This window comes from Crossiella sp. NPDC003009, assembly GCF_053591555.1.
This window is the reverse complement of the sequence record NZ_JBSFUA010000078.1, coordinates 1-26,163: the sequence shown is the minus strand read 5'-3', so window position 1 is coordinate 26,163 and position 26,163 is coordinate 1. Positions and strand designations below refer to the sequence as shown.

21 protein-coding genes are annotated in these 26,163 nt (G+C 71.2%); 12 read left to right on the top strand and 9 right to left on the bottom strand.

What is annotated here, in order from left to right; all coding sequences use genetic code 11:
• Positions 1-323: protease inhibitor I9 family protein (locus tag ACWDY5_RS39975; RefSeq protein WP_449727337.1), on the bottom strand; the 323-nt coding region annotated here is incomplete at its 3' end.
• 142 nt (positions 324-465) lie between these two features.
• Between ACWDY5_RS39975 and lexA the strand changes: the two genes are divergently transcribed.
• A complete protein-coding gene (gene lexA / locus ACWDY5_RS39970) occupies positions 466-1,128 on the top strand; it encodes a transcriptional repressor LexA (protein WP_449727336.1) in 663 nt (220 codons plus the stop codon).
• Between the two features lie 142 nt (positions 1,129-1,270).
• Here lexA and mug read toward each other — a convergent pair whose 3' ends face one another.
• Positions 1,271-1,813: a G/U mismatch-specific DNA glycosylase gene (mug, locus tag ACWDY5_RS39965; RefSeq protein ID WP_449727335.1), complete on the bottom strand. Its 543-nt coding sequence runs from the start codon at positions 1,811-1,813 to the stop codon at positions 1,271-1,273.
• Between the two features lie 11 nt (positions 1,814-1,824).
• Positions 1,825-2,262: a hypothetical protein gene (locus tag ACWDY5_RS39960; RefSeq protein WP_449727334.1), complete on the bottom strand. Its 438-nt coding sequence runs from the start codon at positions 2,260-2,262 to the stop codon at positions 1,825-1,827.
• Positions 2,263-2,462: 200 nt separating this feature from the next.
• Between ACWDY5_RS39960 and ACWDY5_RS39955 the strand changes: the two genes are divergently transcribed.
• Genes ACWDY5_RS39955 through ACWDY5_RS39930 form a run of 6 tightly spaced genes read left to right on the top strand, consistent with a single transcriptional unit; the run spans position 2,463 to position 10,914 of the window.
• Positions 2,463-6,155: a nitrate reductase subunit alpha gene (locus tag ACWDY5_RS39955; RefSeq protein WP_449727333.1), complete on the top strand. Its 3,693-nt coding sequence runs from the start codon at positions 2,463-2,465 to the stop codon at positions 6,153-6,155.
• The gene (gene narH / locus ACWDY5_RS39950) at positions 6,155-7,711 is read left to right on the top strand and encodes a nitrate reductase subunit beta (protein WP_449727332.1); all 1,557 of its coding nucleotides are present in this window, start codon (positions 6,155-6,157) and stop codon (positions 7,709-7,711) included. The genes ACWDY5_RS39955 and narH overlap by 1 nt, the downstream gene beginning before the upstream one ends.
• Positions 7,708-8,322, top strand: coding sequence for a nitrate reductase molybdenum cofactor assembly chaperone (narJ, locus tag ACWDY5_RS39945; RefSeq protein WP_449727331.1), 615 nt, complete (start codon positions 7,708-7,710; stop codon positions 8,320-8,322). The genes narH and narJ overlap by 4 nt, the downstream gene beginning before the upstream one ends.
• Positions 8,319-9,050: a respiratory nitrate reductase subunit gamma gene (narI, locus tag ACWDY5_RS39940; RefSeq protein WP_449727330.1), complete on the top strand. Its 732-nt coding sequence runs from the start codon at positions 8,319-8,321 to the stop codon at positions 9,048-9,050. The genes narJ and narI overlap by 4 nt, the downstream gene beginning before the upstream one ends.
• A complete protein-coding gene (locus tag ACWDY5_RS39935) occupies positions 9,035-9,628 on the top strand; it encodes an HPP family protein (RefSeq protein WP_449727329.1) in 594 nt (197 codons plus the stop codon). Before narI ends, ACWDY5_RS39935 begins: the two co-directional genes overlap by 16 nt.
• Positions 9,629-9,669: 41 nt before the next feature.
• Entirely contained in the window at positions 9,670-10,914 is a 1,245-nt protein-coding gene (locus ACWDY5_RS39930) for a glycosyl hydrolase family 8 (RefSeq protein ID WP_449727328.1), read from the top strand.
• Between the two features lie 11 nt (positions 10,915-10,925).
• Here the strand turns inward: ACWDY5_RS39930 and ACWDY5_RS39925 are convergent, their stop codons facing one another.
• Positions 10,926-12,116 carry an ROK family protein gene (locus ACWDY5_RS39925; protein WP_449727327.1) on the bottom strand — a complete coding sequence of 397 codons (1,191 nt, stop codon included), beginning with the start codon at positions 12,114-12,116 and terminating at the stop codon, positions 10,926-10,928.
• A gap of 221 nt (positions 12,117-12,337) precedes the next feature.
• Between ACWDY5_RS39925 and ACWDY5_RS39920 the strand changes: the two genes are divergently transcribed.
• The 4 genes from ACWDY5_RS39920 to ACWDY5_RS39905 all read left to right on the top strand — a co-directional run bounded on the left by ACWDY5_RS39920 (position 12,338) and on the right by ACWDY5_RS39905 (position 19,535).
• A complete protein-coding gene (locus tag ACWDY5_RS39920; protein WP_449727326.1) occupies positions 12,338-15,268 on the top strand; it encodes a hypothetical protein in 2,931 nt (976 codons plus the stop codon).
• Between the two features lie 144 nt (positions 15,269-15,412).
• On the top strand, positions 15,413-16,669 hold the full coding sequence (locus tag ACWDY5_RS39915; RefSeq protein WP_449727325.1) for a haloacid dehalogenase-like hydrolase: 1,257 nt from the start codon (positions 15,413-15,415) through the stop codon (positions 16,667-16,669).
• Positions 16,670-16,902: 233 nt separating this feature from the next.
• Positions 16,903-18,087 carry an acyltransferase family protein gene (locus ACWDY5_RS39910; RefSeq protein ID WP_449727324.1) on the top strand — a complete coding sequence of 395 codons (1,185 nt, stop codon included), beginning with the start codon at positions 16,903-16,905 and terminating at the stop codon, positions 18,085-18,087.
• A gap of 239 nt (positions 18,088-18,326) precedes the next feature.
• A complete protein-coding gene (locus ACWDY5_RS39905; protein WP_449727323.1) occupies positions 18,327-19,535 on the top strand; it encodes a S1 family peptidase in 1,209 nt (402 codons plus the stop codon).
• A 37-nt stretch (positions 19,536-19,572) separates the two neighbouring features.
• Here the strand turns inward: ACWDY5_RS39905 and ACWDY5_RS39900 are convergent, their stop codons facing one another.
• The 4 genes from ACWDY5_RS39900 to ACWDY5_RS39885 form a co-directional block, all read right to left on the bottom strand.
• On the bottom strand, positions 19,573-20,172 hold the full coding sequence (locus ACWDY5_RS39900) for a QsdR family transcriptional regulator (RefSeq protein WP_449727322.1): 600 nt from the start codon (positions 20,170-20,172) through the stop codon (positions 19,573-19,575).
• 94 nt (positions 20,173-20,266) lie between these two features.
• Positions 20,267-21,307: a hypothetical protein gene (locus ACWDY5_RS39895; RefSeq protein WP_449727321.1), complete on the bottom strand. Its 1,041-nt coding sequence runs from the start codon at positions 21,305-21,307 to the stop codon at positions 20,267-20,269.
• On the bottom strand, positions 21,304-22,257 hold the full coding sequence (locus tag ACWDY5_RS39890) for a ParB/RepB/Spo0J family partition protein (protein WP_449727320.1): 954 nt from the start codon (positions 22,255-22,257) through the stop codon (positions 21,304-21,306). The genes ACWDY5_RS39895 and ACWDY5_RS39890 overlap by 4 nt, the downstream gene beginning before the upstream one ends.
• 91 nt (positions 22,258-22,348) lie before the next feature.
• Positions 22,349-23,548 (bottom strand): GNAT family N-acetyltransferase, encoded by a 1,200-nt coding sequence (locus ACWDY5_RS39885; RefSeq protein WP_449727338.1) that lies wholly within the window; start codon positions 23,546-23,548, stop codon positions 22,349-22,351.
• A 127-nt stretch (positions 23,549-23,675) separates the two neighbouring features.
• On the opposite strand from ACWDY5_RS39885, the gene ACWDY5_RS39880 reads away from it, so the two are divergent.
• Positions 23,676-24,554: an alpha/beta fold hydrolase gene (locus ACWDY5_RS39880; protein ID WP_449727319.1), complete on the top strand. Its 879-nt coding sequence runs from the start codon at positions 23,676-23,678 to the stop codon at positions 24,552-24,554.
• Here ACWDY5_RS39880 and ACWDY5_RS39875 read toward each other — a convergent pair.
• Positions 24,520-26,163, bottom strand: a 1,644-nt coding sequence (locus ACWDY5_RS39875) for a sulfatase-like hydrolase/transferase (RefSeq protein ID WP_449727318.1), incomplete at its 5' end; no start/stop codon positions are given. The two genes, ACWDY5_RS39880 and ACWDY5_RS39875, sit on opposite strands and share 35 nt — an antisense overlap.

Here is a 26,163-nt window from a genome sequence, read left to right as displayed (position 1 = left end):
GCTCCGGCCCGCTCCCCGGGGGTGGCCTGGGTCGGCGGGGTGCCCCCCACCCCCGCGTCCGGCTCCACCGAGCGCACCCTGGGGTCGCGCCGCAGCGCCGCGACGGCCGTCGGCGACAGGGACGCCGAGAAGCCGGACAGCGCGTGCCGGTAGACGTGGCCGACCTGGGCGCCGTGGCCCGCCGCCAGGGCCGCCGGGTCGGTCGCCCGATCGGCCAGGGTGACCAGGTAGTCCGCCGGTTCACCGGCCGCCTGGGCGACCGGGGCCGTGGCACTGAGCGCCACCACCCCCAGCGCCACGAGCAGTGCTCTTCTGATCCGCACGGGATCCTCCTTGTGCAGGGAACCGCGACCAGCGCCGCGGGAGCACCAATCTCCAGCCGGATCAACGCCGCCAACAATGCCGGGAACCGTGGGTGTGGTACCCAATCGGGGCTGGCCAGCGGCGGCGTCTAGCATTTCCCGGGTGACCGCCTACGACGATCTTGACGTGTTCGAGCACCTGGACGCCGCCTCGCTGCCGCTGCGGCAGCAGCAGATCCTGGCGACCATCCGGGACTGGGTGCTCCGGCACGGCTACTCGCCGAGCACTCGGCAGATCGGCGAGGCGGTCGGGCTCCAGTCCTCCTCCTCGGTGTCCAAGCACCTGGCCGCCCTGGAGGACAAGGGTTTCCTGCGGCGCAGCTCCGCGATGTCCCGGCCGATCGACGTGCGCGCCTTCCTGAGGGACAGCTCAGCCCGGCGCGATGACGGCGACTCGGTGAGCGTGCCGGTGGTCGGCGACATCGCCGCGGGCACCCCGATCACCGCCGCCGAGCACCTGGACGACCAGCTGACCCTGCCGCGCGAGCTGACCGGCCGGGGCACCGTGTTCGGGCTGCGGGTGCGCGGCGACTCGATGATCGACGCGGCCATCTGCGACGGCGACATCGTGGTGGTGCGCCAGCAGTCCGAGGCGCACTCCGGCCAGATCGTGGCCGCGATGATCGACGAGGAGGCCACGGTCAAGGTCTACCGGCGGCGCGACGGGCACGTGTACCTGGAGCCGCGCAACCCCGCCTACCAGGTGATCGACGGGGACAACGCGGTGATCCTGGGCACCGTGGTCTCGGTGCTGCGCAGCGTCTGAGCCACCTCGGCCCCCGTCCGGCTCAGGCGCACGGTGACCGGTGCCGGGCGTGCCGGACCGCGTTGTCCACCAGGTTGCGCAGCAGCCGTTCCAGCTGCACCGGCTCCACGGCGAGTCGCAGCAGGTCCGCGGTGAATCCGCGCTACCGGGCGGCCGCCCGCAGCTCGCCGAACGCGGCAGCCAGCGCGTCCGCCTGGTAGTGCGCGTTCAGCCCGCTCGGATTCGGCAGCACCCACAACTTCGAACCGCCGACCGTCTCCGTTTGCGGCCCAATGACCGTTTTGGGGCGGTCAAATGCCAACCGATAGGCGGAAATCCCCAGCACCGCCACGTACTCCGGCCGATACCGCTCGGCCAGCGCGGTCAGCTTCCGGCCGCCTTCGCGCAGCTCCTCGCGGGTGAGCTCATCGGCCCGCGCGGAGGCCCGCGCCACGATGTTGGTGATGCCCAGCCCGTAGTCCAGCAGTTCCCGCTGTTCGGACGGGTGCAGCTGGCGCGGGGTGAAACCGGAGCGGTGCAACGCGGGCCAGAACCGGTTGCCCGGCCGGGCGAAGTGATGTCCGGTAGCGGCCGAGTAGAGGCCGGGGTTGATACCGCAGAACAGCACTGACAGGCCAGGTCCCACCACGTCGGGCAGGGTCCTGTCATGCGCGGCGGCCAGTTGTGCGGCGGTCGGTTTGGGCACGTCAACCGATATTACCCGCCCGGCGGACCGGAGTAGTCCTGGAATCCCACCGCGGCTCCTACCAGGTTTCCGCGGTCCGCGCTTGCCTGGAGTGGCGCGTTTACGCCAGCGTCCACCAGCACCACCACCTTGCCAATCCGGTTCGCCGCCCACCGCCAGGCCGCGGGTAACCCGATCGGCGCAGCCGAGACCAGTTTCGGACCTTTCGGCCATTCCACCGTGACCAGATCACCGCGGTCCAGCCGGACCAGCCAGCCGCGCGGAGTCGGCAGAAATAGCCGGCCCAACTCGGCCACGTTCTTCATGCCCCCCTGAAGCGCCGCCCTGACCAGCAGACTCTCCCCGTCTTGGTCCCGTGGTGCGACCCCGGCCATACGCAGCACCGCGATCCTGTTGTCCGTTTTTCCCCAAATACTCGCCTGGATATGTAGTAGAGCCGCTGCGCTCATCCCGGCACCTCCCGGCAATGACGATACGCCGGAAGCCGTCACCGCGAAGTAGGGACACAATGCGAAGATCGTCTCCAATCGGACAATGCGCCCATATTCTGTGTATCACCCCCTCACATTTCCAACGATGGACAGCAGGACCCGAATGGGCGTACCTTCCAAATGGGTTCAGCAATTAGGGGATGTAAGGGGAACCGCATATGGCTGCGGGGAATCGGCGCGTCAACGCCACTCCCACCACGGACAACCGCGCCAGTGACCTGCTGCTTTCAGCGGGCCGTTTCCTGCGCCGCGACGAGACCTCCGCCGATCTGCGCGTCACGTACCGGCGTGGCGGGCGCGACGGCGACTCCTTCTACCGGGACCGGTGGAGCCACGACAAGGTCGTGCCCTCCACCCACGGCGTGAACTGCACCGGCTCCTGCCGGTGGAACGTCTACGTCAAGGACGGCATCATCACCTGGGAGTCCCAGGACGTCGACTACCCCTCGGTCGGGCCGGACCGGCCGGAGTACGAGCCGAGGGGCTGCCCGCGCGGAGCCTCCTTCTCCTGGTACTCCTACTCGCCGCTGCGGGTGCGCTACCCGTACGCCCGCGGCGTGCTGGTGGAGATGTACCGCGAGGGCCTGCGCGTGCACGGCGACCCGGTGGCCGCATGGGAGTCCATTGTGGACGATCCCATGAAGCGGCACGTCTACCAGCGGGCCAGGGGCAAGGGCGGCCTGGTCCGGGTGAGCTGGGACGAGGCGGTGGACATGGTCGCCGCCGCGCACGTGCACACGCTCAAGCGGCACGGGCCGGACCGGATCGCCGGGTTCTCCCCGATCCCGGCCATGTCCATGGTCTCGCACGCGGTCGGCTCCCGGTTCATGGCGCTGATCGGCGCGCCGATGCTCTCCTTCTACGACTGGTACGCCGACCTGCCACCGGCCTCACCGCAGGTCTTCGGCGACCAGACCGACGTGCCGGAGTCCGCGGACTGGTGGGACGCCGCCTACCTGATGCTGTGGGGCAGCAACGTCCCGGTCACCCGCACCCCGGACGCGCACTTCATGACCGAGGCCCGCTACCGGGGCCAGAAGGTCGTGGTCTGCTCCCCCGACTACTCCGACGCGACCAAGTTCGCCGACGAGTGGCTGGCCCCGCACCCCGGCACCGACGCCGCGCTGGCGCTGGCCATGGGACACGTGGTGCTGCGCGAGTTCTTCGTGGACCAGCAGGAGCCGTTCTTCGCCGACTACGTGCGCCGCTACACCGACCTGCCGTTCCTGGTCACCCTGACCGAGCGCGCGGCGGGCCTGGTGCCCGGCAAGTTTCTCACCGCCGCCGACCTCGGCTCGGCCGAACCGGGTGCGGACTGGAAGACCGTGCTGCTGGACGAGCACACCGGGGAAGCGTTGGCGCCCAACGGTTCGCTCGGCTTCCGCTGGCTGGACGAACCGGGCCGCTGGAACCTGGACCTGGCCGGGGTGCGCCCGCTGCTGAGCTGCGCGGGCGTGGGCGAGACCGCCGAGATCCTGTTGCCCCGCTTCGACGATCCCACCGGAGCCGCGGAGACCATCCGCCGCGGCGTCCCGGTGCGCCGGGTGGCTGGCCGGCTGGTCACCACCGTCTACGACCTGCTGCTGGCCCAGTACGGCGTGGCCCGCGACGGCCTGCCCGGTGACTGGCCCACCGGCTACGACGACCCGGACCAGCCCGGCACCCCGGCCTGGCAGGAGGTGGTCACCGGCGTGCCAGCCGAGCGGACCACCCGGATCGCCCGCGAGTTCGCCGACACCGCGATCCGCTCCCAGGGCCGCTGCATGATCGTGATGGGCGCGGGCACCAACCACTGGTTCCACTCCGACCTGGTCTACCGCTCCTTCCTGGCCCTGCTGCTGCTCACCGGCTGCCAGGGCCGCAACGGCGGCGGCTGGGCGCACTACGTCGGGCAGGAGAAGGTCCGCCCGCTCACCGGCTGGGCGACCCTGGCCGGTGCGCTGGACTGGGTCCGGCCGCCGCGGCAGATGATCGGCACCGGCTACTGGTACACCCACACCGACCAGTGGCGCTACGACCGGGTCACCGCGGACGCGCTCACCTGGCCGGGTGCGGAGGGCACGCTGGCCGGGATGACCGCGGCGGACTGCCTGGCCACCTCGGCCCGGATGGGCTGGATGCCCTCCTACCCCACCTTCGACCGCAACCCCCTCGACCTGGTGGACGAGGCCGAAGCCGAGGGCAGCGACCCGGCCGGGTACGTGCTTTCCCAGCTCCGGCAAGGAGAACTGGGCTTCGCCTGCGAGGACCCGGACGCGCCGGAGAACTGGCCGAGGGTGCTCACCGTGTGGCGGGCCAACCTGCTCGGCTCCTCGGCCAAGGGCAACGAGTACTTCCTGCGCCACCTGCTCGGCACCGACGCGAACCTGCGCGCCACCGAGACGCCGGAGAACGAGCGGCCGAAGTCGGTGCGCTGGCGGGACAACCCGCCGGAGGGCAAGCTGGACATGTTGCTGGCCTTGGACTTCCGGATGACCAGCACCACGCTGTTCGCCGATGTCACGCTGCCCGCGGCCACCTGGTACGAGAAGCACGACCTGTCCAGCACCGACATGCACCCCTTCGTGCACTCCTTCAACGCCGCGGTGGACCCGCCGTGGCAGGCGCGCACCGACTTCGACGCCTTCCACGCCATCGCCGAACGGCTCAGCGAACTGGCCAAGGACCACCTGGGCACCCGCAAGGACCTGGTGGTCACCGCGCTCCAGCACGACTCGCCCGGCGAGGTCGCCCAGCCCGGCGGCGTGCTGCGGGACTGGCGCACCGGCGAGTCGGACCCGGTGCCGGGAGTGAACTTCCCGACGCTGACCGTGGTGGAGCGCGACTACACCGCGGTGGCCGCCAAGCTGGCCGCGCTCGGCCCGCTGCTGGACAAGCTGGGCACCACCACCAAGGGCTACACCGTGGAGGTGGAACCGGAACTGCGCTGGCTGGGCGAGTCCAACGGCCTGGTCTCCGGTGGCCCGGCCGCCGGACGGCCCCGGCTGGACACCGACCGGCGGGCCGCGGACGCGGTGCTCGCGCTCTCCGGCACCACCAACGGCCGGATCGCCGACGAGGGCTTCCGGGTGCTCGGCGAACGCGTCGGCAAACCACTGCGGAAGCTCTCCGAGCACCACACCGGGCACCGGATCACCTTCGCCGACACCAGGTCCCGGCCGGCGCCGGTGGTGACCAGCCCGGAGTGGTCCGGCGACGAGGGCGGCGGCAGGCGGTACTCGCCGTTCACCATCAACGTCGAGCAGCTCAAGCCCTGGCACACCCTCACCGGGCGGCAGCACTTCTTCCTCGACCACGACTGGGTGGCCGAGCTCGGCGAGCAGCTGCCGCTCTACCGGCCGCCGCTGGACATGCACCGCCTCTACCAGGAACCGCGGATCGGCCCCAACGGCGCCGAGGTCACCGTCCGGTACCTCACCCCGCACTCCAAGTGGTCCATCCACTCCGAGTACCAGGACAACCCGATCATGCAGACGTTGTCCCGCGGCGGACCGGCGTTCTGGATCAGCAAGGCCGACGCCGAGGCGATCGGGGTGGCCGACAACGACTGGGTGGAAGCGGTCAACCGCAACGGGGTCGTGGTGGCGCGGGCGATCGTCTCGCACCGGATGCCCACCGGCACCGTGTTCATGTACCACGCCCAGGAGCGCACGGTGAACGTGCCCAAGAGCGAGACCACCGGCCGCCGCGGCGGCATCCACAACTCGCTGACCCGCGTGCAGATCAAGCCGACCCACCTCATCGGCGGCTACGGGCAGCTCAGCTTCGCCATCAACTACTACGGCCCGACCGGCAACCAGCGCGACGAGGTCACCGTGCTGCGCCGCCGCTCGCAGGAGGTGACCTACTGATGCGCGTGATGGCACAGCTGGCGATGGTGATGAACCTGGACAAGTGCATCGGCTGCCACACCTGTTCGGTCACCTGCAAGCAGACCTGGACCAACCGCGAGGGCGTGGAGTACGTCTGGTTCAACAACGTCGAGACCAAGCCCGGCCAGGGCTACCCCCGGCGCTACGAGGACCAGGAGCAGTGGCGCGGCGGCTGGGAGCTCGGCCGCAACGGACGGCTCAAGCTCAAGGGCGGCAACCGGTTCTCCCGGCTGCTCAACCTGTTCGCCAACCCGAAGCTGCCGAAGCTGGCGGACTACTACGAGCCCTGGACCTACGACTACCGCAACCTAACCGAGGCCCCGCTGGGCGAGGACACCCCGACCGCGCGGCCGATCTCGGCGATCACCGGCAAGCCCGCCAGCCCGAAGTGGGGCCCCAACTGGGAGGACAGCCTGGCCGGCGCGCCCGAGCACGCCCAGTCCGACCCGCTGGTGGAGAAGCTGGGCAAGCAGATCAGCTTCGAGTTCGAGCAGTCGTTCATGTTCTACCTGCCGCGGATCTGCGAGCACTGTCTCAACCCCTCCTGCGTGGCCTCCTGCCCCTCCGGCGCGATCTACAAGCGGGCCGAGGACGGCATCGTGCTGGTGGACCAGGACGGCTGCCGGGGCTGGCGGATGTGCGTGACCGGCTGCCCGTACAAGAAGATCTACTTCAACCACAAGACCGGCAAGGCCGAGAAGTGCACCTTCTGCTACCCGAGGCTGGAGGTCGGGCAGCCCACCATCTGCTCGGAGACCTGCGTCGGACGGCTGCGCTACATCGGCGTGCTGCTCTACGACGCGGACAAGGTCGGCGAGGCGGCCAGCGTGGCGGACGAGCACCAGCTCTACCAGGCGCAGCTGGACGTCTTCCTGGATCCGAAGGACCCCAGGGTGATCGCCGCGGCCGACCAGGCGGGCATCCCGCACGACTGGATCCAGGCCGCGCAGCGTTCCCCGGTGCACGAGCTGATCGTGCAGCACCGGCTGGCGCTGCCGCTGCACCCGGAGTACCGCACCATGCCGATGGTCTGGTACATCCCGCCGCTCTCGCCGGTGGTGGACGCGCTGGCCGGCACCGGGCACGACGGTGAGGACGCCGGGAACCTCTTCGGCGCCATCGACGCGCTGCGGATCCCGTTGGAGTACCTGGCCGAACTGTTCACCGCGGGCGATGTCGGCCCGGTGCGGGCCTCGCTGCGCAAGCTGGCCGCGATGCGCGCGCACATGCGCTCGGTCAACCTCGGCGAGGAGCCGGACGAGCGGGCGCTGGCCGTGGCCGGGCTGACCCCGGCCAGTGTGCAGTCGATGTACCGGCTGCTGGCCATCGCCAAGTACCAGGACCGGTACGTGGTGCCCACCTCCGGCATCGGCCGGGCGCACGACCTGGAGGGCATCGCCACCACGTGCAGCCTGGACACCGACGGCGGCCCCGGCATGGGCGGCCCCGGCGGCTCCTCGGGCACCGACCTGTTCGTCTGGCGGGACGGCGAGCGCCCGGCCGGGCTGTTCCCCACGCTGGGGCGGGGCCGATGAGGTCGCGGCAGCACCGGCTGTTGCAGCGCATCGCCGCGCTGTGCCTGCACTTCCCGGACGCGGAGCTGTTCGCCCAGCTGCCGCTGGCCCGGGCCGCGGCGGCCGAACTTCCCGCCGCGCCAAGGGAAACCGTGCTGGCGCTGGTGGACGGCCTGGAGCGGCTGGGTCCGGTGGCGGCCGGTGCGCGTTACGTCGAGCTGTTCGACACCAAGCCCGGCCGCTGCCTGCACCTGACCTGGTACACCGATGGCGACACCCGCCGCCGGGGCGGCTCGCTGGCCCGGCTCAAGCAGGAGTTCCGCGAGCAGGGCTTCGAGCTCACCGAGGGCGAGCTGCCCGACTACCTGCCGGTGCTGCTGGAGTTCGCCGCGCTCACCGGCTCACCGGGCCGGGACCTGCTGGTGGAGTTCCGCCCCGCGATCGACCGCCTGCACCAAGCTCTGTCCACAGTGGACGTCGAGTACACCGGCCTGGTCGGCGCGCTGCTCGGCACCGTTCCGCTGCCCCGCAAGGGGGTTCGCACCGTGTCCGCCAACCCGCCGGTCGAGCAGGTCGGGATGGAACCCGTCCTGCTCGGCTACCCCACCACGCGCGCGGAGAGTCACCGATGACCAACCCGATCGACCTGCTGCTGTGGGTGATCCTGCCCTACCTGGCCATCGCCTCCATGATCGGCGGCACCATCTGGCGGTACCGCCACGACAAGTTCGGCTGGACCACCCGCAGCTCCCAGCTGCACGAGTCCAGGCTGCTGCGCATCGGCAGCCCGCTGTTCCACTTCGGACTGCTCTTCGTCGCCGGTGGCCACGTGATGGGCCTGCTGGTGCCCAAGTGGGTCACCGAATCGCTCGGCGTGGCCGAACACGAGTACCACCTGGTGTCGCTGACCGCGGGCACCATCACCGGCGCGATGACGCTGACCGGGCTGGGCATCCTGCTCTACCGCAGGCTGCGCGTGCCCGCGGTGCGGCGGGCCACCACCGGCAACGACAAGCTGATGTACCTCGCACTCGGCGGGGCGATTGCGCTGGGCATGACCGCGACCGTGCTGACCAACGGCATCGGCGGCGGTTACGACTACCGGGAGACCATCTCGGTGTGGTTCCGCGGCATCTTCATCCTGCAACCCGATCCCGCGCTGATGGCCGGTGCGCCGCTGAGCTTCCAGCTGCACGTGGTGACCGGGCTGCTGCTGTTCACGCTGTGGCCGTTCAGCCGCCTGGTGCACGCCTTCAGCGCGCCGGTGGCCTACCTGATGCGGCCGTACGTGGTCTACCGCAGCCGGGACGGCGAGCGGATCGGCGCGCGCACCCCGCACCGAGGGTGGGAGCAGCGCTGATCCGGCTGGCCGTGTCCGCGGGCGTGGTGACCCTGGTGATCGCCGCAGGGGCGATCGTCACCCACCTGCCCATGCTGTTCCCCTCCCTGGGGCCGACGGCGTACCTGCTGTTCGCCACCCCGCTGGCCGAACCGGCCAGCCCGCGCAACACGGTGCTGGGCCACCTCATCGGCGTGCTCGCCGGTGCGGCCGGCCTGGCCGTGTTCGGCCTGCTGCACACCCCGCCGGACCTCACCGCGATCACCTGGCCGAGGGCCGGGGCCGCCGCGCTGGCCCTGGCGCTGACCTGTGGCGGCATGGCCGCGCTCCGGCTGCCGCATCCGCCTGCCGGGGCCACCACGCTGATCGTGGCCCTCGGCCTGCTGCGCTCGCCCGCCGACCTGGCCATGATCATGGTCAGCGTGCTGGCGCTGACCGTGCTGGGCGGCCTGCTCAACCGGGTCCGCGGCATCCGCTACCCGCTGTGGCGGATCCGGCCGGCCGCACCGGCGACCACTGTGGGAACCCACACCGCCGACCCCACCACCGACCCTTGTCCGCCCAGCGGACCCGCCACTAGCGTTCCGCACAATCGTTAAGGCTCTTAACTTCTTCCGCCGCCCCGGAGATCGGAGTCCCCGTGAGTCGACGTGCGGTTGTCCGGATCCTCGGCGTGGTGGCGGCCCTGCTGACACCACTGTCGGCCCCGGCCCTGAGCACCGCCGCGGAAACCGTGGCCGTGCCCTTCGGCAGCCACCGCATCCCCTATGCCGCCGGGATGCTCAAACCGTCCGGGGTTCAGTCCACTGTGGATGCGGCGGTGGTGGACTACTACAAACGTTGGAAGTCGGCCTTCCTCAAGCAGAACTGCGGCAACGGCTGGTACCAGGTGCACTCGCCGGATGCCGAGTTCCCGTACGTGGCCGAGGGCCAGGGCTACGGCATGGTGATCACGGCGACCATGGCCGGGGCCGACCCGGACGCGCGGAAAATCTTCGACGGCATGGTGAAGTGGAAGCTGGACCACCCCTCGACGCACAACCCGGACCTGCTGGCCGCCGAGCAGGACGCCAACTGCCGCAGCGTCAACGGTAGTGACAGCGCCACCGACGGGGACCTGGACGGGGCCTACGGCCTGCTGCTGGCCGACCGCCAGTGGGGCAGCACCGGCACGTACAACTACAAGCAGCTCGCCATCCGCACCATCAACGCGATCAAGAAGAGCGAGGTCAACCCGAAGACCAAGCTGCTCACCTACGCGGACTGGGTGACCCCGGGCAGCGAGCACTACTACCAGACCCGCAGCTCGGACTGGATGATCGACCACCTGCGCGCCTTCGGCAAAGCCACCGGGGACAGCGCGTGGGACGGCATCCGCACCGCGCACCAGAACCTGATCAACACCTTGCAGGCCAAGCACTCCCCCGGCACCGGCCTGCTACCGGACTTTGTGGTCAACACCGACACCACGCCCAAACCCGCCCCCCGGCAGGTCCTGGAACACGCCAACGACGGCAAGTTCTACTGGAACGCCTGCCGCACCCCGTGGCGCCTTGGCGCGGACGCGGTCACCAGTGGCGACGCCGGATCCCTCGCCGCGGCCCGGAAGATGAACTCCTGGATCAAGTCGGCCACCGGCGGCGACCCCGGCAAGGTCGCCATCGGCTACCACCTGGACGGCAAGCCGATCGGCGCCGGCGGTGACCGGGCCGCCTTCTTCGCCCCGTTCGCGGTGGCCGCGATGACCGACCCCGGCAGCCAGGCCTGGCTGGACGCGCTGTGGCGCAAGATGCTGGCCACCCCGATCAGCGCCAAGGGCTACTACGCGGCCAGCATCCAGCTCCAGGTCATGATCACCGTCAGCGGCAACCACTGGGTGCCCTGACCGGCACCGGCTCAGGCGCTGGGGATGGCCGCGCCGAACAGCTCGTCCCGCACCGCCCCCAGCGCCAGGTCCAGCGCCCCGGCCAGCACCGGGTTGCCCTCCACAGTGGACAGTCGAACCGGCGGCCCCGGAATGGTCAGCGCGTGCAGCTCCCGTTCCACCAGCTCCCGCAACGGTTCCCCACCGGCCAGCGCCAGCCCACCGGCCAGCACGATCAGCCCCGGATCCACCACCGCGGTGATCTCGGCCAGCCCGAGCGCGAACCGCGCCGCCACCTCGCGCAGCCCAGCCTCGGCCCGCTGGTCACCCGCACCCGCCAGCCGGGCGGCGGTGGCCAGGGACCGGCGGTAGTCCGCCTCGGCGATGCCGTGCCCGGCCAGCAGCCGGCCGATGGCGGGGCCGCCGGCCAGCGCCTGGTAGCCGTGGTGGCCGAAGCGGCCCACCTCGCGGGCGGTGGGCGCGCCGGGGACGGGCAGGTAGCCGACCTCGCCCGCGCCGCCGGTGACGCCGCGGTGGAGGCGGCCACCGAGCATCAGGGCGGCACCCAGGCCCTCGTCGGCCCACAGCAGCACGAAGTCGGCGGTGCCCGCGGCGACGCCGTGCGCCTGTTCGGCCAGCGCGACCAGGTTGACGTCGTTCTCCACCACCACCGGCAGGCCGAGGGCCTCGGTCAGCGTGGGGGTGAGGTCGGGGATGCCCCAGCCGGGCATGTCGTCGTCGGTGGCGTAGTCCAGCTTGCCGGTGGCCGGGTTGACCGCGCCCTGCACGCCGATCACCAAGCGGTTCAAGGCACCCGGCGGCTGAGCCAGGGCCACTGCGGCGCGCAGGCGCTCGGCCAGCGGCGCGGCGGGGCCGGCCTCGGCGGGCAGGGTGGCCTCGCCGACGACCGTGCCGGTGAGGTCGGCGACCTGCACCGCGATCCGTTCCGGGGTCACGTCCATCGCGGCCACCCCGGCGGCCGCGGCGTTGATCCGGTAGACCTCCGCGCTGCGGCCGGTGCGGCCGGACCGGGTGCCGTCCCGCACCACCAGCCCCGCCTGCTGCAGGCGCACCAGCAGCTGGGAGGCGGTCGGCTTGGACAGGCCGGTCAGCGCGACGATCTCCGGCCGGGTGAGCGGGCCGGACTCCAGCAGCGCGCGCAGGGTGGCGCGGTCGTTGATCGCCCGCATCAGGCCGGGTGTGCCCCGGACGGGATTGGTCACGGGCATCCTCCGGGGTAAAGAGTCTTTACTTACCGGACAGTACGGAGCCGCGCGTTGACCGGTCAAGGGCAATGGTTTGCACAACCTCTTGCCCGTGCGTTCTTTTGGAGTTAGGATAGTTTCCTTACTATTCGCTCACGTTTCACCGAACTGTCGCCTGAATACATCTCGCCGCCTACGACGCCCTGCCCCGTCGCAAACGAGATTCATCAGGAGCACCGATGTCACGTCTCACGGCAGCGTTCGCCGCTGCCGCTCTCACCCTCACCACCCTGTCCGCGCTGGGCGCGGCCCCCGTGGCCGTGGCCGACCCGAGCACGGCGGCCGCCCTGCCCGATCTGACCAGCGCCAACCGGCGTGCGCCCATCGCCGGGCTGCCGGACTGGAGCAAGGCAGGCTACCGGGGCGGGGCCGCACTGCCCGGTCCCGGCGACCTCAGCGCCAACGCCGCCTGTCAGATCACCAGCGCCGAACTGGCCACCCAGTACGGCGTGCAGACCGACGGCAGCGATGCCACCACCGGTCTGCAGAAGGCGATCGACGACATCCGCACCCAGTGCTCACCGAGCGCCGGGTACCACAAGCTGTCCTCGATCACCCTGCCGGCGGGCAAGATCACCGTGACCCGCCAGTTGGGCGTGGACGCGGACTACCTGCTGATCAAGGGCGCTGGGCGGGGCAAGACCTCGCTGGTGTTCCGGCCGGATGCCAACACCCGTTACGACGCGCTGACCGAGGACGGCAGCGACTGGGATGAGGACGGCATGGTGCACGGCGCGGGCAAGGGCGGGTGGATGTGGCCCGGCCGCGGCCTGCTGCGCGTGCAGACCCGTGAGGTCTCACCGAAGTACGCCGCGGACCACAAGTCCGCCCCGGCCAACCGCAAGGACATCTTCGAAGGCAGCATCAACCAGCACTGGGCATCCGGCCTCCCGCTGCGCGAGGGTTCGGCCTTGGGCGCCAAGGACATCAAGCTGGCCAAGAACGCCGATATGAGCAAGTTCAAGGTCGGCGGCTACCTGTGGGTCGGCGCGGCCAACACGGTCAAGTTCTACCAGCAGCAGACCGTGACCAACACCGCGCAGTACATGAACCTGCACATGCGCCAGCAGATCTTCCAGATCTCCTCGGTGGACACCGCGGGCAAGAACCTCACCATCGACAAGCCGCTGGAGTACGACCTCCCGCTCAACTCCACCTCCGACGGCTCCCCCGCCATCGGCGGCAAGGCCTACCCGAGCCGGGTCACCCCGCTCAAGGTGGTGCAGGGCGTGGGCATCGAGGACCTGACCATCACCCAGGAACTCAACGGCATGCCCAAGCACGGCGGCGGCACGTACACCGTGAGCAAGGCCGACGCCACCCAGAACTACGGCAACGTGGCCCCGGAGTACGAGATGCACGGCATCGTGCTCAAGTGGGCGGCCAACACCTGGATCCGCCGGGTGGGCGCGGAGATGACCGGCTCGCACCCGATCGTCACCGAGAGCGCCAAGAACATCCAGGTCCAGGAGTCCTATCTGGACGGTTCGTGGAACAAGGGCAAGGGCGGCAACGGCTACTTCCGCGGCTCGCGGGTGTGGGACTCGCTCTACGCCTACAACACCACCAGGAACCTGCGGCACTTCACCTTCCAGTGGTCGGCCGCCAACAACGTGGTGGTGGGCAACGACTTCGACTCCGACCTGAACATGCACGGCGGCTGGGAACGCCGGAACCTGTTCGAGAACAACAAGGTCACGGTGCCGTTCGAGCACGCCTCCAAGAACTGCAAGAGCAACTGCGGGGAAGAGGGCGGCGGCGCGCCGGATGACTCCACCTGGTACCCGATCTGGTGGGCCGCCGGCCCCAAGGCGGCCAAGTGGTCCGGCTCCAGCGGTGCGCAGAACGTCTTCTACCGCAACGAGATGAGCAAGCAGACCAGCAAGGGCGGCCCGTTCCAGCCGTACTACGGCGACAAGGACCGGATCTTCCAGTTCGGCTCGGACGCCGCGGATGCCAGTAGGTTCAAGCACCTGAGCGCCAACGGCAGCACCATCCCGGACTGGGCCGGCAGGGAGACGGTGGACTTCACCAAGAACAACTCCGGGGTCAACGCCTCCCGGACTGACTCCGCCGGTTCGCTGTTCCTGAAGAACCTCGGCCGCGCGGGCGCCTTCGGCGCGGACGCGGCCCAGGGCGCGCTGGTGGACGTCTCCACCGCCGAGCAGCTCAAGGCGGCGCTGGCCGGTGCCAAGCCGGGCGACACCATCCGGCTGGCCGCCGGTGAGTACCGCGGCTCGTTCGTCACCACCAAGGCGGGCACCGCGTCCAGCCGGATCACCCTGACCGGCCCGGCGAACGCGGTCCTGGTCAACGACGGCCCCGCCGGCACCGCGCCGTCCTGCCCGGTGCCCACCGCGGGCTGGGACTCCGGCTACGGCCTGTGGCTGTTCAACGCGCCCTACTGGAACCTGACCGGCTTCACGGTCAAGGACGCCAAGAAGGGCATCATCCTGGACAACTCGCACCACGTGACCCTGGACAAGGTCTACGTGCACCACGTGGACGAGGAGGCGGTGCACTTCCGCCGTTCCTCGGCCGACGGCGTGATCAAGAACTCCAGGATCACGCACGCCGGACTGGTCCAGCCCAGCTACGGCGAGGGCGTCTACATCGGCTCGGCGAACTCGAACTGGAAGTGCCACGGCAACACCGGTGGCGCGGACCGCTCGGACCGGGTCAGCGTGCTGGACAACCAGATCGGGCCGGAGGTGGCGGCCGAGCACATCGACGTCAAGGAAGGCACCAGCGGCGGGATCATCCGCGGCAACACCTTCAACGGCACCGGGATCAAGGGCCAGAACTCGGCTGACTCCTGGGTCGATGTCAAGGGCACCGGCTACCTGATCGAGAACAACACCGGCACCTTCAGCAAGCCCGGTGTCTTCGCCAACGGCTACGAGACGCACAACCCGTCCAGCAGCCCGTCGTTCCCGAACGGCTGCGGCAACACCTGGAAGAACAACAGGTCCGACCTCGGCGGGGCCGGCAAGTACGCCATCAGCATCACCTCGACGTCCAAGTGCAAGGACAACCCGAACGTGGTGTACGCCTCCAACACGGTCAGCAACGCCACCACCGGGCTGACCAACATCAAGGTGACGCCGTAACCCGGCGGCTCACCGCGCGCGGCCGGGACGCTCAGCGTTCCGGCCGCGCGGCCATTTCACCCGGAAGCGGACGATCGGGACTTCTCAGTCCACAGTGGACAGCCTGATTGCGGTGGCGGAAACCGGCGGGGAATGATGGCGGCCATGACGTGGTGGAAGACCGTGGCCGTGCTGTCCTGCACGGTGGCCAGCGTGCTCGCCGGTTCGGCCCAGGCGGTGGCCGCGCCACCCCGACCGGGTGCGCACTGCCCGCGGCTGGATCCCGCGCTGCCCTGGCACGGCGACAACCGGGCCAGGTTGCAGCGGATGATCGACGAGCGCGGTTCCTGCGCCGGTCGGCCGGGTCCGCGGCCGGTGGCGGTGTTCGACTGGGACAACACCGTGATCAAGAACGACATCACCGACGCCACCCTGGCCTGGGCGCTCCAGCACGACAAGATCCTGCGGCCGCAGAGCTGGCTCGCGACCAGCAAGTGGCTCTCCCCCGCCGCGGACCGGGCCCTGACCGCGGCCTGTGGCACCGCCGTCCCGGCCGGGCGGCCGCTGCCCACCTCGCGGAACACCGCCTGCGCCGACGAGATCATGGAGATCAGGGAGAAGTCCCGGACCATGGGCGGCGCGGCCGCCTTCACCGGCGAGTGGAACCACCGGCGCACCGAACCCTCCTACGGCTGGATCCCGTCCCTGTTCGCCGGGCACACGCCCGGGGCGCTGACCGCCTTCGCCCGGCTGGCCCGCGCGGAGCAGCTGCGCGCGCCGGTGGGCGCCAAGCAGACCGTGGGCACGCACACCATCGCCGGGTACATCCGCTACTACCCGCAACAGCGGGACCTGATCCGCACGCTCAAGGCGGCCCGGTTCGAGGTCTACGTGGTCTCCGCCTCGGCGGAGGCGATCGCCGAGGCCTGGTCCGACGGGGTCGGCCTGGACCGCGCGCACACCATCGGCATCCGCAGCCAGACCCGGCACGGCAGGCTGACCGCCGAGCTGCTCGGCTGCGGCGGCGACCCGGCCGCGCTGCCCTACATCGACGGCAAGCGCTGCGTGGTCAACCAGGAGATCTTCCAGGTCAAGGGCGCGGCCGCCTGGGAACAGCAGGACAGCACGCGGCGGATCGCACTCGGCGCGGGTGACGCGGACACCGACGTGACCTTCGTCGGCGATGCCACCGGCGCGCACCTGGCGCTCAACCGCAACAAGACCGAGCTGATGTGCCGGGCCTACGACAATGCCGACGGCCGTTGGCTGCCCAACCCGATGTTCCTCGACCCGCTGCCGGTCAAGTCCGGCCCGTACCCCTGCTCGACCGCGGGCGCGGTACGCGCGGACGGCAGCCGCGGCCCGCTGCTGCGCGCGGACGGCGCGGTGGTCGCCGACCAGTCGGATCGGACGCACGGCTGACAGAAATGCGTATTTGCGCGGCCCGAAGTATTGGCTCCGCGCCGTGGCCGGTGCAGGCCAGCCGGTTGACGTCGCAGCTCACCCATAGCCCGAGCTGATCCAGGGAAAGCCGGAAAGACGACCAGCAGAATGGGACACCGGCGGCTGTCACCAAGCCGCCACACGCATTCTCGCCACCGGTGCGGCGGGTAAAGGATGTGCGGACTTCGCCATTATCACCGTGGGAGACAACCATGGCCGCACCCGCACGCGCCAACACCCGCCCGGACCGGCTGGAATCCCTGACCGGGCTACGCGCGATCGCCGCGCTCGCCGTGTTCATCACGCATTGCCTGATCGGCCTCAATTTCGGCCACGGGGAGGGCGCGGCCTACCTGGGGCTTTCGCAGCTGTTCTCCTATGCCGCGGTGTCGCTGTTCTTCGTGCTCTCCGGATTTGTGCTGACCTGGTCGGTGCAGCCCAGGGACAGCACCGCCCGATTCTGGCGACGGCGCTATGTCCGTATTTTCCCGAACCACGTCGTGGTGTTAGGCCTGACCCTGCTGTTCATGGTGTTCTGGGGAGCCAACTCCAGCCTGCCCAGCCTGACCGAGGAAATCGGTCTCGGCCCGGCGCTGGCGCAGGTGTTCCTGGTGCACGTGTGGTACCCGAGCTCGGCGTACCTCGGATTCGCCAGCGCGATCACCTGGTCGCTGGCCTGCGAGGTGTTCTTCTACTTCTGCTTCCCGCTGCTGCACCGGATCGTCTCCAGGATTCCGGCGCGGCGGCTGTGGCTGACCGCGGTCGCGGTGTTCGCCGCCGGACTGTCCTTTGTGGTCTTCGCGGACAACTTCCTCGGTGGCCAGAACATCACCGAGAGCGACGCCGCGCTGTCCCTGTCCCTGGAACAGCTGTGGCTGACCTACTTCTTCCCGCTGAGCAGGCTGCCGGAGTTCATCCTCGGCATGGTCATGGCGCGCCTGCTGCGGGAGGGCAGGCTGACCGGGCTGCGGCTGCGGCACACCGCCTGGCTGCCGCTGCTGCCGATCCTGGCCTGCCCGTTCCTGCCGCCTGCCTACGCCTTCGGCGCCATCCACGGGCTGAGCTGCGCCCTGCTGGTCGCCGCGGCCGCCGCCACCGACCTGCGCGGGGACCGCAGCGTGCTACGCGGCCGGGCCATGGTCTACCTGGGCGACCGGTCCTTCGCCTTCTACACCGTGCACCTGCTCACCATCGCGGTGCTGCTGGAGTTCGTGGTGGGCACGCCGCCCACAGTGGACACCGGCGAGGGCCTGCTGATCTCGGTCGGGCTGTTCCTGCCCTGCGCCGTGCTGGCCGCCTGGCTGCTGCACCGCTACGTCGAGGTGCCGCTGGTCCGCCGGTTCTCCACCCCGGTCCAGCAGGTGGGAAGCGAGCGAGTGCCTTTCCCAGCTTTGTGACTTACCGCTGGTCAGCACCGCACCCGGCCACGGCCCCGGACCTGGGCTGTCGCCGGTGCAACCACCGATCGGCCTGAACTGCTTTGAACAGAGTGCGCGGAACTGAACGCCACTTGAAAAGCGGGCCATTCCTTGTGGCCACAACAAAACGCAGACTCTGCGGACACAGCGCCACACCAGCCCCTGCGGGATGACGAGGGCTCATCCCTTGGTGTGCGCGCTGGCATCAAGGAGGAAACATGTCGGATCGAGTCTGGCGTTCCCTGCGCGCCGGGGTCACGGTCACCATCGCGGCCACCGCGGTGCTGGCCGGCCCCAGCGCCGCCGCCGCTCCGGAGCTCGACGGCGCGACCGCGGCCGCGGTGGACCACCTGGTCGCGGGCGGCCTGGACCGGGACACCGCGGTGCGCCGGATCACCACCCAGGACACGCTTTCCCGCACCGCGCAGCGGCTCACCGCCGAACTGGGCGCGCGGGCCGGCGGGGCCTTCCTGGAGGCGGGCAGCCTGGTGGTCGCGGTCACCGACGACGCGGCCGCCAAGGTCGCCGAGGCCGCGGGCGCCAAGGCCAAGCGGGTCGCCAACGGCGCGGACAAGCTGGCCGAGGCCAAGCAGGCCGTGCGCAAGCTGCTCACCGGAGTCCGGGGCAGCACCAGCCACACCGACGTCGTGAACAACACCGTGGTGGCCACCATCCCGGCCGGCGCGGCGCACGATGCCGTTGCCGCGCAGGCGGATGCGCTCAACGGCGTGCAGGTCCGGCGCAGCGCGGGCAAGGCCAGCAAGCAGGCCAACCTCTACGGCGGCCAGCAGATCGAGTTCAGCGTGGGCGCGAACAACTACGTGTGCTCGGTCGGTTTCACCGCCACCGACCGCAACCGCAGGCCGGTCATGATCACCGCCGGGCACTGCGCGGACGGCATCAACGACGGGGAGTTCCGCCGCAACGGCACCTACCTCGGCACGGTGCAGGCGCACAGCTTCCCCACCAACGACTACGCCTACTCCTCTCTGTCCGCGGACTGGACCGCGCAGGCGTCGGTGACCCGGTACAACGGCACGGCGGTCCGGGTCACCGGGCACGGGGTGGCCGCGCCGGGCAGCACGATCTGCAAGTCCGGCCGCACCACCAACTGGACCTGCGGCGAGGTGGAGTCGCTGGACGTCACGATCAACTACGACGACGGCACCACGGTGGAGGAGATGACCCAGGCCAGCGTGTGCACCGAGGGCGGCGACAGCGGCGGCTCCTGGATGGCGGGCAACACCGCGCAGGGCGTCACCAGCGGCGGCATCGGCTACTTCATCAGGGACACCAACGGTGACGGCCGGATCGACAACAAGGACAAGGCGTTCTGCGGCGAGAAGGCCGGCGAGCCGAACGTGGCCTACTTCCAGCCGATCGGCGAGATCCTCAACGCCTACGGCCTCAACCTGAGGACCAGCTGACCCAGTCCGGTGGGGACCCGCGCGGTCCCCACCGGTTTCAGCGTTCGGCCGCTCCCAACAACAAGCGGATGATCACTACGGCCTTCTCCGTCTCCGGCTCGGCCCCGGTGATCATGTCGCTCCACACGAAGGACTCGCAGATCCGCACGACCACATAGGACAGATCCGCCAGGTCCACCTCGGGCCGCAGATCCAGCCCGGCCAGCAGCTCCGCGCACCAGTTGATCACCCGGCCCTGCACGATGCCGTGCTTGGAGGTCATCAGCCGCAGCGCGTACTCCGGATCGTCGGAGAGCAGGCGCCGCAAGGTCTTGAAGGTGCGGAACTGGGCGATGCAGGAGCCGATCACCTCGGTGACGTAGTCCACGCCGCTGCCGCTGATGCCGGCCTTGGTCCGGTTGAGCTGGTCCTCGGTCAGCGACCAGATCACCTCGCCGAGCAGCTGCTCCCGGTTGCCGCACCAGCGGTACAGCGTCGCCCGGCTCACCCCGAGCTCCTCGGCCAGCTGCACCATGTCCACCCGGCGGCCGTCCAGGAACCAGGACCTGGCCAGCCGGAAGGCGTCCACCGGGGTCGCCTTGGCCGCGAGGCCGCCACCGGCCAGCGCCCGGCTCAGCGGTGTCTCCTTGGCCGACATGAGGACATCCTACTTCGGGTCTCACCGCGACACACTCCGCCGATCTGCCTCGCCACGGGACACGCCGACCGCTCCCCAGGCGCGGTCGAACAGCTCAGCCGCAGGGCTGCACCTCGGCCCCGGTGAGCAGCTGGTGCACGTTCACCTTGCGCATCGGGTCCAGCCGGTCCAGCCGGTCGGCCAGCACCGGGCCGCCGGCGCCCTCGCGCAGCAGCCGGCTCATCAGCTCCACCACCACCGGCACGGTCCTGGCCAGCAGCACCGGCATCAGGAACCGCTCCTCCCCCTCCCGCAACAGCTCCCGGCCCAGCGCCCGCGCCAGGAACTGGGCCAGCGCGCGGCGGCGGGCGGTCTCGCCGACCCGGACCCTGGCCGCGGTGTCCGCGATCACCGACAGGTCCACCAGCCGGTCGCCCGCGTGCAGCTCGTCGAAGCCGAGCATGGCCAGCACCTGCGGTTCGCGGCCGCCGGAGAGCAGCACGTTGTCATCGTGCGGGGCGCCGTGCACCACCGAGGCCGGGGGCCTGCGCTCGGCGACGGTGGCCAGCACCGGCCCGGCGGCCAGCACCCCGCGCAGCACCGAGGTGGCGGTCCAGCCCCAGACGTCCGGCCTGCGCTCGGCGGCGGGCAGCAGGTGCCTGGCCCGGACCACCGCCGCCCGCCAGTCCCTGGCCGGGGACGCGGCCGGGATCGCGGCCAGGCCGCGCAGCAGGTCCGGGGGCACCTCGTCCAGGCTCTCCCGCAGGTCCAGCACGGCGGTGATCATCACGTCCACCTGCGGCGGGGCGAACTGGTTGGGCACCGCGCCCTTGACCGCGGGGGTGAGCTCGGCGGCCAGCCCGTCCAGCCAGGCCACCGGCTCGCCCTCGGCGGTGGGCACCGGCGGCAGCACGGGCAGGCCGCGGGACTGGCAGCTGGTCAGCACCCGGCGGCGCAGCGCGTACCGGGTCTCGGCCCAGGAGTCGTCGTGGTGGCCGCGCAGGGTGAGCACGTGCGCGGCGTCGTCGCCGGGCACCAGCCAGGTCTCGTACAGGGTGCTGGCCGCCCACCGGGGCAGCCGCTGCGGCGGCAGGCCGTTCCAGTGCGCGGGCCAGTGCCTGCCGAGCAGCTGCCGGATCCGGGCCACCTCGGTCATCGGGCGCTCCGGCGCAGCCGTGCGGCCAAGTCCTGCCAGGACCTGGCCGCGCCGGTGGCCAGTTCGGCCAGCTCGGCGCGGTGGTACTCGGGCACGCTGGCCACCACCAGGTCCAGCGCGCTGGCCGAGGGCGCCGCGTCCAGCCAGCGCAGCAGCGCCCGGCCCGCCTCGGTGAACCGCAGCGCGGGATCGGCGCGCAGGGCGCGCAGCACGCTCTCCCGGTCCACCGGCACCGGCGGGCGCGCGATCCGGGAGCGGACTCCGGCCGGCACCGGGTCCTGGCCGGCCCGCAGCCGCCTGCGCACGTCCTGCGCGGTGGACACCGCTACCCCTGCGGCCCTGGCCACCTCCCGCAGCGAGGCGCTCGGCCGCTCGGCGAACAGCTGCCCGGCCTTGCGGCGGCCGTCCGCGCTGTTCACCGGCCTGGCCCTGCCGTCGCGGCCGATCCGGGTCGCCGGGTTGTCCGCCTGCTCGTCCCGCTGCCGGATACCGGCCACCGTGCCCGGGGAGAGCCCGGTGACCTTGGCGATCAGCCGGTCCGACCACTCGGGGTGGCTGCGCAGGATCCGGCCTGCCGCGGCGCGGCGGTCGGCGGCGGTCAGCGGCAAGCCGTGGCTGATGTTGGCCCGCACCGCGAGCACAAAGGCGTCCCGCTCGCTGCCGTCGAAGAAGCAGGCCGCCACCTCGACCCGGCCGCGCGCGACCGCGGCGAGCAGCCGGTGCATGCCGTCGATGACCCGCATCGACTCCTGGTGCACCAGGATCGGCGGCAGCTCGGCCACGCTCTCGGCCAGCAGCCGCACGTGCCCGGCGTCCTCACCCGCCCGGCGCGGCGACATCGACCCGGCCCGCAGCGCGGCCACCGGCACCCATCGCACCGGTAACTCGACCAAGTCCAGCTCCGGCCAGGACGCCGTGCGGGCCGTCTGGTCCCGCCACCCCAGGTTCATGAGACGTCTATAGCAATCGTCTCACTTTTGAGTCCACAATCAACAAACTCCTGAAACGAGACATGAAGGTATCTCGTCTTACTCGGTGCCCCTAGAACCAGTGCAGGCAGTGCGGGGCGCGGTCGGCGCGGAAGAGCACGTCGGCGCGCGCGGCGGCGTCCGGGTGGTGGGCCTGGATGTGCCCGGCGCGCACCAGCAGGCTCGGGGCGGTGCCGCCGAGGTAGATCGAGCCCAGGTCGCTGACGTCCAGGGACAGGTCGGGCTCCCGGCCGGTCGGCAGGCACTCGGCCTTGCCGTCCCGGACGGTGAGCAGGTAGCGGCCGCGCTCGCCGAGGGCCGGGTCGTCCACGTCGAGCACCAGCTCCCCGTCGGCGAACCAGCCGCGCGCGGTCAGCGCCCTCGGGATGTCCAGCAGCCGCACCCAGAGCCAGTCGGTGTCCTGGGTGACCTCGCCCGCGCGGAAGTCCGCGAGCTGCCAGCGCAGCGGATGGCCGGGCGGGATGTGCTTGAACAGGACCTGGCTGACCAGGTCGTGGCCGAGGGCGAACCGGGCCAGTGCGGTGAACACGGCGTCGTCGGTGGTGATGATCTCGTCGACGGTCAGCGTCCCGGAATCGAGGGAGTAACTGGCGTAGCCGTCCGGCACACCGTCGGCGTCCCGGCGCACCGCGACATAGCGCGGCGCGAACGAGATCGGCGGCTGTCCCGCACCCGAGGCCCACCAGTGCCGCGGGCGGGACAGCGCGCCGGGCTGCGCACGGCGGTACCGGTCGTAGACCTCTGCCAGGATCTCGCCGCAGTCGGCCCGCCGCAGCAGCTCGATCGAGCCGGTCGCCGTGCCGCCCGCCCTTGGCGGAGCGAAGGCGGCTCGGTGGCGTGACACGGTCACCCGCTGGGTGTAGGTCGCCGGTCCGTAGCCGAACCTGCGGTAGATCACCGCTTCGGAGGACAGCAGCACGGCGAGGAAGTCGCCCCGGGCGCGCAGGTCGGCGAGCTGGTGCCGCATCAGCGCGCTGAGCACACCCTGCCGCCGGTGCGAGGGCAGCACGCCGACGGTGGTCACTCCGGCGGCGGGGACGAGGATCTCGCCCGGCAGGGTGAGCTCGAAGGAGTACGCGCCGGTGGTGCCGACCGGCCGCCCGTCCCCGGTCACCGCGAGCAGGCAGCGGTCGATCTCCAGCGCGGACCACATGTCACCGCCGGCCGGGGTGTCCGGGAAGATGCCGAACGCGGCGTGGATCGTGCTGATGAAGACCTCACGGTCCTCCTCGGTGGTGGCCCGGATCTCCATCACTGCCGCTGCCTCCTCGAGAAAGGTGTCCGGCACAGTGCAGTCCCGGCCCGTGACCGGGTCAAGCGAATTGCCGTGTCCACTACAGTCCCCGAGTAAGGGTCACCTAACATCACTGGGGGAACGGATGGGTCATCCGCAGGGCACACCGGGCACCGCCCGCACGCCCGACGGCCGAGAGCTGTTCTACCAGCGACTTCCCGGCCCCGAGGGCGCCGCGACCGTCGTCTTCGAGTCCGGGCTGGCCGCCTCGCGGTCGTTCTGGGGCCTGGTGCAGCCCGCGGTGTCCGGCTTCGCCAGCTCGGTCGCCTACGACCGCTCCGGCCTGGGCCGCAGCCCGGCCTCCCCCGGCCCGCGCGACCTGGACACCTTGGCCGCCGACCTGAACGCGCTGCTGGACCACCTGGGCGCGGGACCGTTCGTGCTGGTCGGCCACAGCTGGGGCGGGCCGATCGTCCGGCTGGCCGCCGCGGCCCGGCCGGCCCGGATCGCCGGGGTGGTGCTGGTGGACGCCACCGACGAGCTGTGCGAGCTGCTGTTCACCGAGCAGGTCCGCAAGCTGGAGCGAACCGCGCAGCGGATGACCGTGCTGCTGGCCCGGCTCCGCCTGCTCAGCCTGGCCTACCGGCGGCCGACCGCGGTGCTGCCGCCAGCGTCCAGGGCGGACATCCGGCGGGAGGGCTTCACCGTTGCCGTGACCAAGGTCCGCGCCGCCGAGCTGGCCGCGGTGCCCAGCGGGCTGCACGCGTTGCGGGACAACCCGCCTGACCTCACCGGCATCCCGGTCACCACGATCTCCGGCGCGCTGGACTCACCGGGCATGCCGCGCGGGACCAGGGCGGCGGTCACCGAGGCGCACCAGCAGCGGGCGCTGGTCACCGAGGGCGGGCGGCACGTGCTCGCGCCCCGCTCCGGCCACCTGGTGCCGCTCACCGACGCGGAACTGGTCGCCGAGGAGGTCCAGCGGATCCTCACTTCGCGCCAGGGTTCGGGCCGAACGCACTGAGGAAGCGGTCCCGGAAGGCGTCCATCGGCCACACCGGCGCGTCCGGCGCGGGCTTGAGGCCGGGCGTCCAGCCCCAGTCCGCGGTGCGCGTCAGCACGGCCTGGTCCTTGGCCACGACGGTGATCGGCACGTCCCTGGTGGCCTGCGCGCCGGTGAGCACCTGGGCAGGCTGGTGGTCGCCGAGGAAGACCAGCACCAGGTTGTCGTTGGCGTGGCCGTGCACGTAGGAGATCAGCGAGTTGAGCGAGTACTCCACGGCCCGCCCGTAGTCGGCGCGCACCTGGGCCGGGGTGCGGTCCTCGGCCGGGGGTGCGGCGCGGTAGCCGGAGCCGTCACCGAGGGCGGCCCAGTCGAGCAGGTCCGGGATGGGTGTCCAGGGCGCGTGGCTGGTGACCAGCGGGATGGTGGCCAGCACCGGTGAACCGCCGCGGGCCAGGCGGTGGAAGGCGGTCAGGGTGAACTGGTCCGGGGTGGTGGCGTAGCCGAAGCGCGGGCCGCGGTAGCCGAGGCCGTCGGCCGGGTAGATGCGGTCGTAGCCGAAGAACTCGCCCTCCGGCCAGGCCCTGGTGATGCCGGGCACCACGCCGACCGAGCGCCAGCCGGCCCGCTGGAAGGCCTTGCCGAGGGTGAGCCGGTCGCTGGCCACCAGGGTGCGGTAGCGCTGCTCGTTGTCCACCCACAGCCCGGAGAGCAGCGTCGCCTGGGCCAGCCAGCTGCCGCCACCGGCGGTCGGCGAGGTGAGGAACCCGCTGCGCGCGCCAAATCCCGCCTCGCCCAGCCGCTGCGTCCCGGCCGCCAGCACTGAGGTCACACCGGGGAAGTCGACCGCGTCCCGGCCGTAGCTCTCCACAAAGCTGAGCACAACGTCCTTGCCGCGCAAGGACGTCAGCAGCTCGGCGCCGGGAGTGTCCCGGAACGGGTCCACCGCGGCCGCCTTCGCGAAGGCCCGCTGGTCGAGCAGTCCGGCGCGCACCCGCTGGGCGTGCTCGAAGGCGGCGGTGGCGCTCGCGGCGACCGGCAGCCCGGCGCTGATGGTGACCACCGAGAGCAGCGCCACCGCCCGGATCGCGCTCCGGCGGCGGCGCGTGGCAAGGGTGGTCAGGCGGCGCACCGACCAGGCCACGGCCGCGGTCAGCGCGAGCACGAGCAGCACGGCCGCGGCCACGGCGGCGAAGGCGGCCGGAGCACCCAGGGTGACGTCCAGGTAGTCCACGGCGGGGGCCAGCAGCGACCAGTCCAGGACGAGGTCGAAGGGGCGCAACAGGACGGAGTCGAAGGCCAGGTCGAGGAGTTTGAGGACGGTGAACAGGCCGAGGGCGAGGCCGCCGAGGAGGGCGGCGACGCGGCGGGGTTTGGCGGGGAGGGCGAGCAGCAGGAGCAGGGCGAGCGGGGCTTCGACGGGGATGCGGGTGAAGGCGGCCGGGGTGAGGCGGTCGATGTCGTTGGGCAGCAACAGGGCGGCGAGCACGAGGAGCGCGGCGAGGGTGGTGGCGAGGCGGGCAGCGGTGCGGCGCAGGATGGCCCGGGGCCCGGCTAGGGCGGCGGCGAGGCGGGCGGTGGTGCGGCGCAGCATGGCCCGGAGCGCGGCGGTCTCAGCGGGCGCGGGCAG

Bases quoted from the DNA above. Each gene is read 5' to 3' on its own strand.
- ACWDY5_RS39915 (WP_449727325.1), top strand. From the start codon at position 15,413: ATGACGTGGTGGAAGACCGTGGCCGTGCTGTCCTGCACGGTGGCCAGC.
- narI (WP_449727330.1), top strand. From the start codon at position 8,319: ATGACCAACCCGATCGACCTGCTGCTGTGGGTGATCCTGCCCTACCTG.
- ACWDY5_RS39955 (WP_449727333.1), top strand. From the start codon at position 2,463: ATGGCTGCGGGGAATCGGCGCGTCAACGCCACTCCCACCACGGACAAC.
- ACWDY5_RS39920 (WP_449727326.1), top strand. From the start codon at position 12,338: ATGTCACGTCTCACGGCAGCGTTCGCCGCTGCCGCTCTCACCCTCACC.
- ACWDY5_RS39905 (WP_449727323.1), top strand. From the start codon at position 18,327: ATGTCGGATCGAGTCTGGCGTTCCCTGCGCGCCGGGGTCACGGTCACC.
- narH (WP_449727332.1), top strand. From the start codon at position 6,155: ATGCGCGTGATGGCACAGCTGGCGATGGTGATGAACCTGGACAAGTGC.
- ACWDY5_RS39890 (WP_449727320.1), bottom strand. From the start codon at position 22,257: ATGAACCTGGGGTGGCGGGACCAGACGGCCCGCACGGCGTCCTGGCCG.
- ACWDY5_RS39960 (WP_449727334.1), bottom strand. From the start codon at position 2,262: ATGAGCGCAGCGGCTCTACTACATATCCAGGCGAGTATTTGGGGAAAA.
- narJ (WP_449727331.1), top strand. From the start codon at position 7,708: ATGAGGTCGCGGCAGCACCGGCTGTTGCAGCGCATCGCCGCGCTGTGC.
- ACWDY5_RS39900 (WP_449727322.1), bottom strand. From the start codon at position 20,172: ATGTCGGCCAAGGAGACACCGCTGAGCCGGGCGCTGGCCGGTGGCGGC.
- ACWDY5_RS39895 (WP_449727321.1), bottom strand. From the start codon at position 21,307: ATGACCGAGGTGGCCCGGATCCGGCAGCTGCTCGGCAGGCACTGGCCC.
- ACWDY5_RS39910 (WP_449727324.1), top strand. From the start codon at position 16,903: ATGGCCGCACCCGCACGCGCCAACACCCGCCCGGACCGGCTGGAATCC.
- ACWDY5_RS39885 (WP_449727338.1), bottom strand. From the start codon at position 23,548: ATGGAGATCCGGGCCACCACCGAGGAGGACCGTGAGGTCTTCATCAGC.
- ACWDY5_RS39880 (WP_449727319.1), top strand. From the start codon at position 23,676: ATGGGTCATCCGCAGGGCACACCGGGCACCGCCCGCACGCCCGACGGC.